Here is a 15,064-nt window from a genome sequence, read left to right as displayed (position 1 = left end):
ACATACCAATTTTCTTGGAGGTCACCATTCATGTCGTCTAATCATCAAAGTATTTTCAGCCCGCGTTATTTTGCACTATCCATAGGGATTATCCTGTCCGTGATGGCCGTTGGATTCGAAGGTCTATCCGTAACCACCATTGCTCCTTCGATTGCCGGAGACTTGAACGGTCTTAGCCTGTTCGGATGGATATTCAGTACGTACCTGCTTGCGCAGATTATCGGTACACTGGTCGTCGGTCGAATTATAGATAAAAGAGGACCTGCTGCACCCTTCACATATGCGCTTCTGTTGTTTATCGCAGGACTGGTCGCTGCCGCAACCGCAGGCGATATGTATATCATGATTGGATCACGGGCCCTGCAAGGTTTGGGTGCCGGAGCTATGATGACTTGTGTGTATACGGCTATTTCCTTAAGTTACCCGGATGAGTTACGTGCCAAAATACTTGGAGCCTTTGGTACAGCCTATGTTCTTCCGTCCATGCTCGGTCCATATGTGGCAGGTCTTATAGCAGATCAGTGGTCGTGGCGGTTTGTTTTCTGGGGGATCTTACCTGTGCTGGTTGTTTCAGCAGTGCTTAGTTTACCGGCTTTCAGGAAATTGAAAGTGCAGCAGACGGGAGGGGACAGCGGATCTTCATCCACTTGGATGGCGTTACTCTTAACGATGGGTACAGGCCTTTTCCTGATTGGTCTAAGTATGCTTCCAAGTATAATGGGATTTATATTCGCCCTGATTGGCCTCGTAGGTGTGATATTACCGCTCCGTCAATTGCTGCCCAAGGGAACACTTACGCTGCGAAGAGGGATGCCGGCGATTCTCGCAACACGCGGATTGTTCTTCGCTGCCTATGCCAGCACACAGAATTTCCTGGTATTGGCTCTAATTGATGTGCAGGGAATTACACCTTCTCAGGCGGGTTTAATCGTAGCGAGTGCTGCACTAAGCTGGTGTATCATTGCGTATGTGCAAGGACGTTGGGATGCGGCAGATCAGGGCCGTGGACGTCATATGAGAATTATTCTGGGGGTATTTCTGCTTGCCATAGGGATTGCCATCGTCTTTTGGATACCGGTTGTGTCTGTTGCCGTTGCAGTTATGGGTCAGATTATCGCGGGGGTCGGTATTGGATTGGCGCATCCGGTTAGCGGTGTTGTAGCCTTTTCCCAAACAGGGGAAGGCGGCGCGGGCCAAACCTCGGCAAATCTGCAATTTGCGGATTCTTTTACACCCGGTGTAGTTATTGGGATTGGGGGTTCCATCCTTGTCGTGTGTCAGGCTGCTGGAATGTCACTGCAATCCGGCTTAATTGTAGCCATGGGCTTCCATCTCTTGTTGATCGTCATAAGTATCATTGCCAGCACCCGGATCTCACCGCAATCCATCAAGAATGCTGATCTTAAGAAAGAGGGTGTACCGGTCATTGTCCAATGAGGATAGGGAGAAACTTCTTATAGCCTATGACATCATCGGGTCCAAATGGACGATCCATATCTTATTCACTCTTTCTTACGGTCCGAAGAAGTTTAGCGAAATGACCCGGAGTATTCCTTCCATTACGCAAAGAATCCTTTCCCAGCGTTTAAAGGAGCTTCAACATCATAATCTGGTCAAGAGAACCAGTCCCCAGCGTCCTACACGAACCATGTATGAACTTACACCAAAAGGAGTAGCTCTCGCTACGTTCATACCTTGTCTAATGGACTGGGGGACCCAAAACTAAATTAAGCTTGTATAGGAGGAATGAAAATGAACATTGAGGTCAGTGAGATCGCAGCAGAGAAAATCGCCGAAATCTTATTAACCGCTGATACAAGGCACTCTTTTCTTAGAGTAGGTGTTGAAGAAGGGGGATGCAGCGGATTGTCTTATACCCTTGTCTTGGATGAGCAGCAAACAGAGGAGGATGTGGTGTTCAATAAAGATAAATTTCGTCTATTAGTTCACACGAAGAGTATTCCATATATCGATGGTCTCGAAATTGACTATGAACAAAGCGGAATGATAGGCGGATTCACCATGAATAACCCTAATGCCAAAGCCTCATGTGGATGCGGGGCCAGTTTTCGAATGGCTAACTATCGGGGGGAAGTTAAAAAATGTGATTAACCTGCAGGAAGGGAAGGAGAGAAGAGAAATGATATCATTTGAGGTATCTGAACAAGCGATTGATTCTTTTAAGGATGAATGGGGTTTGGCAGAGGCCCAACATGTAAGGATTTATGCAAAATATGCGGGTGGAGGCTCAGATGCTTTTACAATTGGCATCAATGCAAGTGCTACACCGATTGATCCGGCAGTGGTTCAATCCATCGGAGGCTTTCATTTCTTTGTCGAGAAATCAGATGCCTGGATTTTACAGGATGAGCATTTTCAGATTGGCTGTAATGAAAATGGTATATTTTTAAACAAAATCTCCTAATGAGCATATGCAGGAAGTGAATTTGCTCATTTATAATGATAAGCTTAATTTGGTGTACAAGCCAGATTGATTTAGGAGGCTGAATGACGTGGGCGAAGCAGGTAAGCAAGAGAATGTAACCACCTTTGAAGAGATGGCTGAGGTAGTTGCTAGGCTGGGGATTGTGCCGCTGGCACCCCTGATCCCGGAGCATCCGTCTGTGAACGGGCTGACGCTGGCGGAGAATTGGCATACGGATACAGAGCTGGACCCCTGGCGCTGGCGGGTCAGATTTCCCGGAGAAGACTTAGCCGGCTACGGAAAATTCATCAAGAAAAAAGCCGTGCTCGTATCCCGCGAGTGGCTTCCGGCTTACTTGGCAGCGTCCGGGCCTCGGCAGTCTCTGGAAGAGCGGTATCAGAGCGGCCTGGCCACGAGAGAAGCACTGACTCTGCTGGAGATTATCCGGGCGAATGAGGGAATAGAGACACGCCAGCTGCGCTCTATGGCGGATATGAAGGCCAAGGAGAAGAAAACGGCTTTTGACAATGCAGTAACGGAGCTGCAAGGGTCTCTGGATATCGTAATCTCCGGCGTGAAGCAACGGGTGAATGCGGACGGAGAGCCGAATGGCTGGAACAGCACCTCTTTTGAAACCTCGGGGCACTGGATGCATGAAGCGGGCATTCTGCCCTTTGAGGGATCGAGAGAAGAGGCGATAGCCTGGTTGCGTTCACGTATGGAAGCGGCGTGGGCACCGGAGGCGGTTGCCTGGATCAACAAGGCGCTGGGCTGGAAGTAGACAAAGAACGGTAGTCCTTCATATGAAGAGGGCTGCCGTTTTTGGCGTTTTGACATGGGAGACAAATAAAAACGGCTAATCTCATTCCCGCAGGAGACTGGCCGTAAGCGCTTACGAATATGTGATTGTACTGCGTATCTTGTGTATATTGAAGCAGCCTTACAGCATGGGGCCAAGGTAGGCAACCAGGAAGTACAGGAATCCGAACAGCAGCATGATGTAGGCAGTGTACTTGATGGCGTCGGAGGCAACGATACTTAAGTCTTTGGGAGCCTGGACTTCCAGACGTTCTGTTTCCATAGAATCCGTGTTGTCATGAGTGAAAGTTTCTTTCATCTGAATTCCCTCCTTAGATTATTCATGGACTAAAACATTCCTCTTTTGGAACTGTAAACACTATCTATAATTGTATTGTGACATATTTGTGAACTAATTTCAACAATATTGTGAAAATTCTTTGACTGAATGTTCACATTTGGGCTGTTTGGGTTGCTTTGACCCACTTAACTTCACCTTCGGTTGCACTTTATACAATAGATAAGCGCTAATTTCGCCGAAAAAATGGATCTATTGCACTTTATACACTAGAATTTTGAGAAAACGGGGGTTTGGAGCTGAAATCCAGAAATCTGTTGTACGAAATACAGCAGAAGGTGTTTTAACCGTAGTTTCCGTGAATTCTATTGCAGAAAGTGCAATCAGCCACTTTGTCACTCATTAAATCTCATAGCACTCTCATCACATAGCACTCTCAGGGGAAAAGTCCCCTGGTAAACACAAAGACCCCGCCATATTCCTCAAGAGGAGATAGCGGGGTCTCATTCATAGTACATAGATTAAGCTTAAGCCCAGTCTCCATTCCGGAAGATCGGGTCGGTGGAGCCGTCATCGGCAATTCCGTCGATATTCATCTCCGGGGAGCCCATCATGAAGTCTACATGAGTGAGACTTTGGTTCATGCCCTTGTCTACAAGCTGTTCCTTGCTCATATTAATGCCGTCCTGCAGGGTGAAGGCGTAGGAAGCGCCAAGTGCCAGATGGCAGGAAGCATTCTCGTCATACAGGGTAGTGTAGTAGAGAATGCCGCTCTCCGAGATCGGGGAGTGGAAGGGCACAAGCGCCACTTCGCCGAAGTAGGCGGCCCCTTCATCCATAGCCAGCAGGGAAGCAAGGGCTTCCTGGCCGACTTCAGCAGTAAAGTCTGTCACTTTACCATTCTCCAAGGTCAGGCTGAAGCGGTCGATGATGTTGCCGCCATAGCTGAGCGGCTTCGTGCTGCGGACCGTGCCGTTCGCACCCGTCTTCAGCGGAGCGGTGAACACTTCCTCGGTCGGAATGTTCGCCAGGAAGGACATGCCGCGGCTGTTCACCGCACCCGCCTGACACCAGATATGTCCTTCAGGCAATTCGATCGTCAGATCGGTGCCCGGAGCCGTGTAGTGCAGCTTGCGGTATTTCTTCGCGTTCAACAGCTCACAGCGCTGCTTCAGACCGGCCAGATGGATACTCCAGGCCTGCACCGGATTCTCCTGGTCTGCGCGCACGGCCTTGAAGATGGCGTTCCAGAGCAGTTCAATCTGCTGCTCAGGCGCAGCGTCCGGGAACACCTTCGCGGCCCAAGAAGCAGATGGGAAGGCGAGGCCGGTCCAGCTGACCTGGTTAGCCATCAGCATCTCGCGGTAAGAAGCCATAGCTTGACCGGCGGTCTTCTGATGGTCCGCAATGCGGCTTGCATCTACTCCGTTCAGCAGGTCCGGATTCGCTGAGATGATTGTCAGGAATGCCGCTCCGCCTCTTGCCAGATCCTCCAGCTCATCGGCCTGCCACTTCGGCGGCTCCAGGAAGCTCTCGGACGGCGCCAGATCATAGCGGGTACGGGTGACGAATTCATCGGAATAGTTAACCTTGACGAGCTTCGCACCTGCTTCATAGGCCTGGCGTACAATCAGGCGGACCAGTGCAGCCGATACGATATCCGCATTCACGACAAGGGTCTGGCCGGGTTGGATATTAACGCCGATCTTTACAGCGAGCAGTGCGTAATTCTCCAGCTTTTGGTTGAAATCCAGCAATAGCTTCAGCTCCATTCATTATCTAATGAAATGCAATAGCTTATAAGGGGGGGGTTAGAAGGCCCAGTTGCCCTTCTGGAAGACCGGCTCGCGTGTACCGTCAGCGGTAATTCCGTAGATATCCATCTCGGCCGAGCCGATCATGAAGTCAACGTGAGTCACACTGTTATTGAGGCCGCGGGCGGTCAGTTCATCCTGGTTCATTTCCTTGCCACCTTCCAGACAGAAGGCATAGGCGGTGCCAATAGCCAGATGGTTGGAGGCATTCTCGTCGAACAAGGTATTGAAGTAGAGAATCCCTGATTCCGAGATCGGCGACTGATGCGGCACAAGTGCAACTTCCCCCAGATACTTGGCGCCTTCATCCAGGCTGATCAGATATTCGAGGGCTTCCTGGCCCTGCTCAGCGCTCACACTGGTAATCCGGCCCTGTTCAAAAGTGATCGAGAAACCGTCAATTACATTTCCGCCGTAGCTGAGCGGCTTCGTGCTGCGGACCGTACCGTTAACGCCGGTTTTCAGCGGAGCTGTGAACACTTCTTCCGTTGGCATGTTGGCGACAAAAGAATGACCTTTGGCATTGATGCTGTCCCCCTGCGCCCATAGATGGCCTTCAGGCAGCTCAATGCTAAGGTCAGTTCCGGGTGCTATGTAGTGCAGACTCGCGTACTTCTTCGCGTTAAGAACATTTGCCTTCGACTCCAGTGTGTCCAGATGCTCCTGCCAGGCGGCAACAGGGTCCTCACGGTCCAGACGGACGGTATGGAAGATGGCCTCCCACAGCTTGTCTACGCGCTGGTCAGCAGGGACCTCAGGGAACACCTTGTCTGCCCAAGGCTGGGACGGGATCGCTACAATGCTCCAACTAACCTTGTCGGACATCTGCAATTCACGGTATTTCGTAAGCGCTGCGCCCCGTGTCTTCTGGAAGCTCGCAATCCGCTCAGGATCAATGCCTTTGAGGGCATCCGGGTTCTCGGCAATGACCGACAGGAAGGCGGCACCGTTCTCTGCAAGCTCAGTCATTTCACCGGCAAACCAGGTTGGCGCCTTGGTGAATACTTCGGGTGCGGCATGCTCGAACTGCTGGCGGGTAATGAACTCGTCACTCCAGTTCACCTTCACCTGGCTGGCACCAATGGCATAAGCCTTGGCCGTAATCAGGCGGACGAACTCAGCCGCAGTGATCGGTGCGTTCACGACCAGGATTTGTCCCGGCTGAACATTCACACCGATTTGAACCGCCAAATCAGCATATTTACTTAGCTTGTCCTGAAGCTCTGTTTCAGTCATTGACATTTCCTCCATTACCATTATTTTTAGCTCTATATAAGCATTGTACTAAATTATTAACCGCCGGATGAAAAAAGTCAATTACAGCGCAAAAGGAAAGAGAAATGCTGACATATCAATGTTATACTGAATATTGTGGGCATGATCAGATGAAAGGAAGGAAAGAGGATGAACCTGGAAATCACCAAAGCAGAAATGAAACGCGTAGAGGATAGAAGTTTTGTGGGGAGAACGGTATTTACATTAGAGAATCACCGTTCCCCTTATGAGATTACTTTCTACAGTTCCCGTGGAACCGAATGGGATTACAGCCTGAGCTTCGCCGGGGAGCCGGGGAGTGAGGAGCAGTTCCTGGAAGTCGATGCGCTGCTGGAGAATGACGATGATCTGTACAATCAGCTGCTGGATGCAGCGCTGGATACCCAGGAGATCCCGGAAGAGGAAGCTTAAGCTTATTCCGGATATAACAATGCGACCCCGTCCCGTCTGATTGCCTAGGACGAGCAGGGTCGCATTTCTTATGTGTGCTTTCTTAGCCGATGGTGATATTGCCTTCCGGGTAACGGTACAGCTCCTTGCTGTTCTTCGGCTTGAGCGCATAGGCCAGAGTAAGCGGTCCGGTCCGGCCCACGAACATAAGAATGATCACCAGCACCTTGCCGGTCGTGGTCAGCTCTGTGGTCAGTCCCATAGTGATGCCTGAAGTGCCGAAAGCGGACACCGCCTCGAACAATACGCTCAGGAAATCTGCGCTCTCTGTTACCGACAGCAGCATGGTGGAGATGACCACCAACATTAGAGAGAGCAGCGTCATAGTAATAGCCCTGTATACATTCTCCTTCGAGATCCGGTGGCGGAACATGACGATATCCTCTTTGCCCCTTAGCTTGGCGTAGGCGGTGCTGGCCAGAATCGCAAAGGTGGTAATCTTGATTCCGCCGCCGGTGGAGCCGGGAGCCGCCCCGATGAACATCAGCAGAATCATCAGGAATTGGGTGGATTCCCGCAGCAGCGGAATCTCAATGGTTGTCACCCCGCCGGAACGGGGCGTAATAGCTTGCAGGAAGGAGGCCATAATCTTGCCTCCGGCATGCAGCGGCTTCAGTGTAGCGTTCAGCTCCAGCCAGAAGAAGACAACAGCTCCGACCAGAATCAGCACTGCTGAAGTTGCGAGCACGACCTTCGAATGTAGTGTCAGCCGCTTGCGCTTGGGATAATCGATCACATCGGACAATACAATGAAGCCGATACCGCCGAGGAAGATCAGCAGCATGGAGGTAATATTCACAATAGGATCTTCCACATAGCGTGTTAAACCGCTGAATGGCCCGTGAACGTCGCCGAACAGATCGAAGCCCGCGTTGTTGAAGATGGAGATACTATGGAATATTCCGTAATACACTGCTTTGCCTATAGGCATATCTACTATAAATCTTGCGGCCAGCAGAATGGCGCCGGTCAACTGGATCACGAGGGAGTAGATAAGCACCCGGCGGATCAGCTTCACAATACCCTGCATGGAATTCTGGTTCATGGATTCCTGCAGCAAGAGGCGTTCCTTCAATGAGATTCGTTTGTTCAGCACCAGCGTAATCAGCGTAGCCATCGTTACGAATCCAAGACCGCCGAACTGGAACAGCACCAGCAGCACGATCTGTCCAAAGGTCGAAAGCTGCGTACCCGTATCTATGACGGCAAGTCCGGTTACACAGGTCGCAGAGGTCGCCATGAACAGCGCATCAATGAACGAGATTCTTCCGCCCGTAGAAGCGGCAGGCAGGGACAGCAGCAGGGTTCCGGCAGCGATCAGCAGCACGAAGCCGAGCGATAGTATTTTGGGCGGCGTCAGCTTCAAATGCCCAAAGAAAAGGTTAGCCAAGTTCATTCTCCTGACAATAGGGATAGGATCTGACAAGATTATAGCATAACTTATATTCTCATCCCTAAACAGGCAGGAAATTGACATATTTTATCGAAATCATTAAAGGCTGTAGGATTCAACAACTTGCACTCTATGAGGAGGCTATACTGCTGTGACAAGTCCGATACGCAATCAGATTGGCGCTGTCTTCATCCCGGTTAGTGATATCGAAAGGTCCAAGAACTGGTATTGCAGTCTGCTCGGACTGCCGCTTGACGGCGAAGTATTATTCGGGCATCTGTATGAGGTGCCGATGCAGGGGCCGGGGATTGTACTGGACAGTAAAATATTCACAGCCGAAGCCGTGCTGAAGGTGCCGTCCTTCCATCTGCTTACCGATGATATTGATGCCGCCTATGATTATGTCAAAGCCAGCGGGGCAGAGATCCTTACGGATATTGAGAATGACCACTGGTTTAACTTTAAGGACCCGGACGGAAACGTGTTAATGATCTGCCGTTATATCAGTTAATTAATGAGATTAATTATAAAGGTTAATCTCATTAATTATTGTTAAGGGGAGGATTATAGATGATAAGAGAAGCACGGGCGGAGGACGCTGCCGGCATAGAGGGCTTATACCGGATTCTGCTGCCGGATTCCAGCGATATTCATGTGTCCCCCCAAAGAATAAGTCAAATTGCCGATAATCCGGACAGTCTGCTGTTTGTCTATGTAGAGGGCGGGGAAGTTGCCGGAACGGTTCATCTGCATCTGTGTATGGATGCGCTTAGCGGTGACCGTCCGTTCGCAGTGATAGAGCGTTTTGTCATCATCGAGGAGTTGCGGGGCAAGGGAATAGGAGCCTCCATGCTGCGGTTCGCAGAAGAGGCTGCCGCAGCCAGAGGTGCACTTAAGGTGAGGCTGTCAAGCAAGAGCATCCTTACGGATGCTCACCGGTTCTATGAGCGTCTGGGGTACGACGGAGAGGGAAGCAAGCTTTTCAAAAAATACATATCGCATCAACCTACAGGAGGAACTGAACGGAAATCGCCCACTTCAAGGGGCATCCGGTGAATTCAGGGGCAGGAGTACCCCTCATTTGCTTAATGTAATCGGTTTTTCGATTACATTCGTCCTACGTGGCGCCCCCGGTCCAATTGTAATCGGTTTTTCGATTACATTTGGCCTACGTGGCGCCCCCGATCCAAATGTAATCGGTTTTTCGATTACATTCGGCTTACGCGGCGCCCCCGATCCAAATGTAATCGGTTTTTCGATTACATTCGTCCTACGTGGCGCCCCCGGTCCAAATGTAATCGGTTTTTCGATTACATTCGGTTTACGCGGCGCCCCCGATCCAAATGTAATCGGTTTTTCGATTACATTCGGCCTACGCGGCGCCCCCGGTCCGAATGTAATCGGTTTTTCGATTACATTTGGCCTACGTGGCGCCCCCGGTCTCTGTGCCTCCCTTATCCACAAAAGAAAGAAACCATAATTTCCTAAAATAAGAACAAAGGCGCTCCCCAGTAACTCAAGGGGAGCGCCTTACTTGTTGCAGCTTATCTATAAGCCTTACTCGTGGTGTGCATCTGATTCTTCGGTGACCGGAAGATCGATCAGGATCTCCACCTTGCGGATACGGTGGCGGTTCATCTCTCGGACCGTCAGGGTGACATGCTCGTAGGTGAGGCTTTTGCCGACAGCCGGTTCTTCCATATGACTGTACAGCCATCCGCCGATTGTGGTGACTTCTTCATCATGGAAATCAAGTCCGGTAAGATCCTTGACCTCCAGCAGGGAGACATTGCCGTCGAACAGATAATGAGTGTCGCTCAGCTTTTCCACATTTCTGCGCTCATCCTCGTCGAACTCATCGCGGATCTCACCGACGATCTCCTCCAGAATATCCTCAATCGTAATCAGACCGGAGGTGCCGCCGTATTCATCCAGCAGCAGGGCGATATGCACGCGCTCCTTCTGCATACGGGTCAGGAGGGTCTTTACTGGCGTAACCTCCGATACTGTCACCAGAGGCAGGATCAGGCTTTTGAAATCGAAATCAGGATTATTGTCGTATTGCAGGTAGAGCTGCTTGGTATTAATCATGCCAATGATATTGTCTTTGCTGCCGTCAGCTACAGGGAAGCGGGTATACTGCTCCTTGCGGATAATTTCAAAATTCTCCTGCAGCGAATGATCGGTGAACAGGCAGACCATATCTGTCCGGGGAACCATAATTTCCTTGGCGAGCATCTCATCAAAGGTGAAAATCCGGTTAACATAACCATATTCCGCTTTGTTGATTTTGCCGCTCTCATAGCTCTCGGACAAGATCAGGCGGATCTCGTCTTCACTGTGCGCGTCGCCGTGTTCACTGGCAGGCTTCATGCCGAACATACGGACGAGCAGGTTGGCAGAACCGTTCATGATCCAAATCAAAGGGTACAATATTCTGTAGAACCAAATAATCAGCGGTGCGGTAATCTGACCAATTTTCTCCGGAATATTAATAGCGGCGGTCTTCGGTGCAAGCTCTCCGACCACGACGTGGAGGAAGGTGGCGATAATGAAGGCCAATGCAAAAGCAATGGGCTTACTAACGTTGTGACTCACACCAGCCAGATCAAACAGTGGAATGAGCAGCTGCTCAAAGGCAGGCTCTGCCAATGCCCCGATCCCGAGTGCAGTAATCGTGATACCGAGCTGACAGGCGGACAGATATCCGTCCAGGTTAGCGGCTACCCGCTGTACTGCCAGTGCGTTCTTCTTGCCGTCCAGCACCATCTGGCTGACCTGGCTGCCCCGTAATCTCACTACTGCAAACTCCGTCGCTACAAAAAATGCGGTTAAAATAATCAAAATTGCCACGAGCGTCAAACTAAGTCCTATACCCATATAATCTTTACCATCCCTTTCGTCCCTAAAATAGGTTATACTCATATTATGAGTTCATATGAACCTATTGTACGAACTTTTCAGTGAAATATCAAATGGTGGAGGGTTGCCAGCTATGGAAGCTTTTACACTTAGCCGGATAGAGATGTCCGGACTATTACTGTCTCTAGGGCCCAACTCGGAGCGGAAGCCGCTCCATATTCTGCAGGAAGCCTGGACTAAGTTCCACCGTGACGAGGTGCGGGAGGGGACAAGCCTGCCCGCTTTTCTGTCTACGGATATCCCCCCGATTCTGCAAAAGCTGATCAAAGGCGGTGGCGTCAAAGGGCTGTCCCTGGGTGAAATTGCTTCGCTTGGCGGTCTGATTGAGTATTCCACTTTATCCGTCTCTGCTATGCAGAATTGGGTGAAGCGCGATTTCAAGGAATATCTCGGGTCCCCGCGTGAAGGGAAGAAGTACTCCATTAATCAGGCGGCCATTCTATTTATAATAGATGATCTGAAGGCTGCGCTTGATTTCGAGAGCATCAGGCAGCTCTTTCGTATGCTGTTCCTGGCGCCTGAGCGCGATGACGATGATCTGGTGGAGCCGGCACAGCTGTATCACGGGTATGCCGAGCTGTTCGAGGAGATTAAGACCCGTTCCCCGCTTCCGGCGCAAGGGCAGGCTCTGACCGGAAATCCCAAGGAATATCTGTGGAAATCGGACAGCGCAATCAAGTCGGCCATGGACAAAATGATGAAGCGGCTCAGCCACCTGAGCAGAGGGCAGCGGGATGCGGTGCAGAATATGCTGCTGATCGCTGCGATTTCGGTGCAGACCTGTTATTTTCAGGCGATGGCCCGGCAATATTTCAATGCGGTGTTATTCCTTGATTTTTGAATCATCCGCTTCTAGAATGTGTAAGTGATACTAGTCAGGAGCTATTGGATTAGCGGGAATCAGGGGAGAGGGGCCTTAAGTCATGTGGAATCAAATGTCGCTGCTGCAGAATCCGAAGCAGCGGAAGCTGCTCTTCAGTGCAGGTCTAAGCTGGATGTTCGACGCAATGGACGTAGGGATGATCTCGTTCGTCGTGGCTGCACTAGCCAAGGAATGGTCGCTGGGACCGGAAAAGATCGGCTATTTAACCAGCATTAACTCGGTAGGGATGGCGGTCGGTGCAGCCGCAGCCGGAATTATGGCGGACCGCTTCGGCCGCAAATCGGTGCTGCTCTGGACGCTGCTGATCTTCTCGATTGCAAGCGGACTGTCGGCATTCGCCGCAGGTTATGCAGTATTATGTGTGCTGCGCTTCATTGCCGGCTTCGGGCTGGGCGGAGAGCTGCCGGTGGCTTCTACGCTGGTATCCGAGAGCATGCCGGTCAAGGAAAGAGGCCGTGCTGTTGTGCTGCTTGAGAGCTTCTGGGCGGTGGGCTGGATTCTGTCGGCGCTGATTGCGTACTTCGTCATTCCGGATTACGGCTGGCGGGTCGCCTTCGCCATCGGGGCGGTACCGGCGCTATATGCGCTCTATCTGCGCAGGGCAATCGATGACTCACCGAAGTTCGCGGAGATCAAGAAAGCTCCTCCAGTGCCCTTGAAGAAGCGTGTAGCGGCAGTCTGGTCGGCAGAGTACCGCCGCTCGACCATCATGCTGTGGATTCTGTGGTTTACCGTGGTGTTCTCTTATTATGGAATGTTCCTGTGGCTGCCGACGGTGATGGTGCTGAAGGGCTTCAGTCTGGTCAAAAGCTTCGAGTATGTGCTGATCATGACACTCGCCCAGTTGCCGGGGTACTTCACCGCCGCTTATTTCATCGAGAAATACGGCCGCAAGTTCGTACTGGTCATCTACCTGCTGTTGACAGCCGTTAGCGCTGCCTGGTTCGGCAATTCAACGACCGAAGGCATGCTGATGGCTGCCGGGATCTGCCTGTCGTTCTTCAACCTGGGAGCGTGGGGCGGGATGTACGCCTACACACCTGAGTTGTATCCGACTAAGATCCGTTCTACAGGTGCCGGACTCGCCACCTCCTTTGGACGGATTGGAGGCATTATTGCCCCAACGCTGGTCGGCCTGTTGGTTGGCAAGGCGGTCGGGATTGGCTCCATCTTCATGATCTTCTTCGTCACGATTATAATCGGCGCTCTGGCGGTGCTGTTCCTGGGGAAGGAAACGAAGGGACTGGAGCTAGAGTAGACTGCTTACGGAACAGATTTATACTTAAAAGAACTAACCAGGACTAACAGGCCAGCCGGAAGATTCCGGCTGGCTTTTGTCTTACTTATTTGATATAACCCCTTACTTTTCTGGATTTACCCCATGCAGAGCGTTCCGTATAATCATTAATGTAACCGCTTACTTCACAAATTTGAGGAGGCAACAGATGACAATCAAGGGGACCAAAGGACTTGTACTGCTTCTAAGCTCCATAATGCTGATGACTACGGCTGCATGCTCATCCGGCGGATCGAATGCACCGGACGGCGCTAAGGCTTCTTCCAAGACTGAGGGTTCGGCACCTGCAATTGAGCTGCGAATGACCTGGTGGGGCTCGCAGACACGCCACGATCTGACTACCAAGATGATCAAGCGCTTCGAGGAGAAGAATCCGGGCATTACGATTAAGCCGGAATATTCCGGCTGGGACGGCTATTTCGATAAGCTGTCTACCCAGGTGGCAGGCTCGAATGCTCCGGATATCATTCAGATGGACTATGCGTTCCTGTCCGATTACGCCAAGCGCGGCACCTTGCTTGACCTGACGCCTTATACCCAGGATGGAACGCTACGGACGGAGGACCATGACAGCAGCATGCTCTCGGCAGGAAGCATTGACGGCAAATTGTACGCCGTCACGCTTGGAGTGAACGCTCCCGGCGTTGTCTATAATGCTTCCGTGCTTCAGGAGCTGGGAATTGCGGAGCCGCAGGAGTCGTGGACGTGGAAGGATTTTGCGGAGATGGCGAATACGATTGCTAAGAAGAAAGGCGACGGCTACTATGGTACGCCGGATATTTCGGGCACTACGAACATCTTCGAGGTATTCGTGCGCCAGAACGGGAGCGGCCTGTTCGCCGGGAATAAGCTCGGGGTCTCCCAGGAGGTCATCGATGAATGGTTCAATTACTGGCAGGGGCTGCGGGACAGCGGCGGCGCTACAACGGCAGAAGTAACTGCCGCGATGACGAATGCTCTGGAGACCCGGCCACTGTCCGTTGGCCAGTCTGCCCTTGATTTTGCCTGGTCCAACCAGCTGATTACCTATCAGAATGTGCTGAAGGATCAGAGCCAGAAGCTGAAGATGCAGGTAATTCCGCATATGGAAGGGGAGCAGAAGATCGGCGAATATCTGAAGCCCGGCCAGTTCATCTCCGGGAATGCCAAGACCAAGTATCCCAAGGAGGTAGCGAAGCTGATTGACTTCATGGTCAATGACCCGGAAGGCACCGCTATTCTGGGGGCTGAACGGGGAGTACCGGTCAATTCCGCAGTGCGGGAGCAGCTGAAGCCCTCGCTTACCGCCGAGGAGCAGTTAATCTTTGATTTTATCGATGTGGTCTCCAAGCATTCCAGTGATATTGACCCGCCTTACCCGCAGGGCTTCTCGGAGATTGATAAGAACTTCAAGAGCGCCAGCGAGCAGATCTCCTTCGGTCAGGCCGGCATTCCGCAGGTAAGCGAGCAGTTCATCTCCGGTGCTAACGCCATACTGGACAAGGCCAAATAAATACAGAGGAGCGAGAG

Annotated in this window: 16 protein-coding genes; 11 read left to right on the top strand and 5 right to left on the bottom strand. The window is 51.4% G+C overall.

The genetic code is table 11. The features are described from left to right. The first annotated feature begins 30 nt into the window (after window positions 1–30). From MKY86_RS15765 to MKY86_RS15750, 5 genes are all read left to right on the top strand, one after another. A complete protein-coding gene (locus tag MKY86_RS15765; protein WP_076086124.1) occupies window positions 31–1,437 on the top strand; it encodes an MFS transporter in 1,407 nt (468 codons plus the stop codon). Beyond that, a complete protein-coding gene (locus MKY86_RS34160) occupies window positions 1,394–1,726 on the top strand; it encodes a winged helix-turn-helix transcriptional regulator (RefSeq protein ID WP_081751207.1) in 333 nt (110 codons plus the stop codon). Before MKY86_RS15765 ends, MKY86_RS34160 begins: the two co-directional genes overlap by 44 nt. A gap of 26 nt (window positions 1,727–1,752) precedes the next feature. After that, a complete protein-coding gene (locus MKY86_RS15760) occupies window positions 1,753–2,112 on the top strand; it encodes a HesB/IscA family protein (protein ID WP_339257200.1) in 360 nt (119 codons plus the stop codon). After that, complete coding sequence (locus MKY86_RS15755; protein ID WP_076086130.1) at window positions 2,105–2,425, top strand: hypothetical protein; 321 nt, start codon at window positions 2,105–2,107, stop codon at window positions 2,423–2,425. Before MKY86_RS15760 ends, MKY86_RS15755 begins: the two co-directional genes overlap by 8 nt. An 88-nt stretch (window positions 2,426–2,513) precedes the next feature. Beyond that, complete coding sequence (locus tag MKY86_RS15750; RefSeq protein WP_340827176.1) at window positions 2,514–3,206, top strand: AlkZ-related protein; 693 nt, start codon at window positions 2,514–2,516, stop codon at window positions 3,204–3,206. A 159-nt stretch (window positions 3,207–3,365) separates the two neighbouring features. Here the strand turns inward: MKY86_RS15750 and MKY86_RS15745 are convergent, their stop codons facing one another. From MKY86_RS15745 to MKY86_RS15735, 3 genes are all read right to left on the bottom strand, one after another. Next, entirely contained in the window at window positions 3,366–3,542 is a 177-nt protein-coding gene (locus MKY86_RS15745; protein WP_155991496.1) for a hypothetical protein, read from the bottom strand. A 506-nt stretch (window positions 3,543–4,048) separates the two neighbouring features. Further along, entirely contained in the window at window positions 4,049–5,278 is a 1,230-nt protein-coding gene (locus MKY86_RS15740; protein WP_340827174.1) for an aminopeptidase, read from the bottom strand. Between the two features lie 54 nt (window positions 5,279–5,332). Beyond that, a complete protein-coding gene (locus MKY86_RS15735) occupies window positions 5,333–6,577 on the bottom strand; it encodes an aminopeptidase (RefSeq protein ID WP_340827171.1) in 1,245 nt (414 codons plus the stop codon). Window positions 6,578–6,739: 162 nt separating this feature from the next. Between MKY86_RS15735 and MKY86_RS15730 the strand changes: the two genes are divergently transcribed. After that, window positions 6,740–7,021 carry a hypothetical protein gene (locus MKY86_RS15730; RefSeq protein ID WP_036695355.1) on the top strand — a complete coding sequence of 94 codons (282 nt, stop codon included), beginning with the start codon at window positions 6,740–6,742 and terminating at the stop codon, window positions 7,019–7,021. 82 nt (window positions 7,022–7,103) lie between these two features. Here the strand turns inward: MKY86_RS15730 and MKY86_RS15725 are convergent, their stop codons facing one another. Then, entirely contained in the window at window positions 7,104–8,456 is a 1,353-nt protein-coding gene (locus MKY86_RS15725; protein ID WP_076086176.1) for a TrkH family potassium uptake protein, read from the bottom strand. 148 nt (window positions 8,457–8,604) lie between these two features. Between MKY86_RS15725 and MKY86_RS15720 the strand changes: the two genes are divergently transcribed. Both MKY86_RS15720 and MKY86_RS15715 read left to right on the top strand, forming a co-directional pair. Continuing rightward, window positions 8,605–8,964, top strand: coding sequence for a VOC family protein (locus MKY86_RS15720; protein WP_076086179.1), 360 nt, complete (start codon window positions 8,605–8,607; stop codon window positions 8,962–8,964). A gap of 59 nt (window positions 8,965–9,023) precedes the next feature. Next, window positions 9,024–9,509 (top strand): GNAT family N-acetyltransferase, encoded by a 486-nt coding sequence (locus tag MKY86_RS15715; protein WP_076086182.1) that lies wholly within the window; start codon window positions 9,024–9,026, stop codon window positions 9,507–9,509. 501 nt (window positions 9,510–10,010) lie between these two features. Here MKY86_RS15715 and MKY86_RS15710 read toward each other — a convergent pair. After that, entirely contained in the window at window positions 10,011–11,333 is a 1,323-nt protein-coding gene (locus MKY86_RS15710; RefSeq protein ID WP_076086188.1) for a hemolysin family protein, read from the bottom strand. 115 nt (window positions 11,334–11,448) lie between these two features. Here MKY86_RS15710 and MKY86_RS15705 point away from each other — a divergent pair, with 115 nt between their 5' ends. From MKY86_RS15705 to MKY86_RS15695, 3 genes are all read left to right on the top strand, one after another. Continuing rightward, a complete protein-coding gene (locus MKY86_RS15705; RefSeq protein ID WP_076086191.1) occupies window positions 11,449–12,216 on the top strand; it encodes a DUF1836 domain-containing protein in 768 nt (255 codons plus the stop codon). Between the two features lie 82 nt (window positions 12,217–12,298). Then, window positions 12,299–13,516 carry an MFS transporter gene (locus MKY86_RS15700; RefSeq protein ID WP_076086194.1) on the top strand — a complete coding sequence of 406 codons (1,218 nt, stop codon included), beginning with the start codon at window positions 12,299–12,301 and terminating at the stop codon, window positions 13,514–13,516. 187 nt (window positions 13,517–13,703) lie between these two features. Continuing rightward, window positions 13,704–15,047: an ABC transporter substrate-binding protein gene (locus MKY86_RS15695; RefSeq protein ID WP_076086197.1), complete on the top strand. Its 1,344-nt coding sequence runs from the start codon at window positions 13,704–13,706 to the stop codon at window positions 15,045–15,047. Window positions 15,048–15,064 lie beyond the last annotated feature (17 nt).

The sequence above is a fragment of the Paenibacillus sp. FSL R7-0333 genome, from assembly GCF_038000365.1.
Lineage (GTDB): Bacteria > Bacillota > Bacilli > Paenibacillales > Paenibacillaceae > Paenibacillus_AQ > Paenibacillus_AQ silagei.
The sequence above is the reverse complement of the archived record's forward strand: the minus strand, read 5'-3'. Positions and strand labels throughout refer to the sequence as shown.

Bases quoted from the DNA above. Each gene is read 5' to 3' on its own strand.
- MKY86_RS15765 (WP_076086124.1), top strand. From the start codon at position 31: ATGTCGTCTAATCATCAAAGTATTTTCAGCCCGCGTTATTTTGCACTA.
- MKY86_RS34160 (WP_081751207.1), top strand. From the start codon at position 1,394: ATGCTGATCTTAAGAAAGAGGGTGTACCGGTCATTGTCCAATGAGGAT.
- MKY86_RS15760 (WP_339257200.1), top strand. From the start codon at position 1,753: ATGAACATTGAGGTCAGTGAGATCGCAGCAGAGAAAATCGCCGAAATC.
- MKY86_RS15745 (WP_155991496.1), bottom strand. From the start codon at position 3,542: ATGAAAGAAACTTTCACTCATGACAACACGGATTCTATGGAAACAGAA.
- MKY86_RS15735 (WP_340827171.1), bottom strand. From the start codon at position 6,577: ATGTCAATGACTGAAACAGAGCTTCAGGACAAGCTAAGTAAATATGCT.
- MKY86_RS15730 (WP_036695355.1), top strand. From the start codon at position 6,740: ATGAACCTGGAAATCACCAAAGCAGAAATGAAACGCGTAGAGGATAGA.
- MKY86_RS15725 (WP_076086176.1), bottom strand. From the start codon at position 8,456: ATGAACTTGGCTAACCTTTTCTTTGGGCATTTGAAGCTGACGCCGCCC.
- MKY86_RS15715 (WP_076086182.1), top strand. From the start codon at position 9,024: ATGATAAGAGAAGCACGGGCGGAGGACGCTGCCGGCATAGAGGGCTTA.
- MKY86_RS15710 (WP_076086188.1), bottom strand. From the start codon at position 11,333: ATGGGTATAGGACTTAGTTTGACGCTCGTGGCAATTTTGATTATTTTA.
- MKY86_RS15705 (WP_076086191.1), top strand. From the start codon at position 11,449: ATGGAAGCTTTTACACTTAGCCGGATAGAGATGTCCGGACTATTACTG.
- MKY86_RS15700 (WP_076086194.1), top strand. From the start codon at position 12,299: ATGTGGAATCAAATGTCGCTGCTGCAGAATCCGAAGCAGCGGAAGCTG.
- MKY86_RS15695 (WP_076086197.1), top strand. From the start codon at position 13,704: ATGACAATCAAGGGGACCAAAGGACTTGTACTGCTTCTAAGCTCCATA.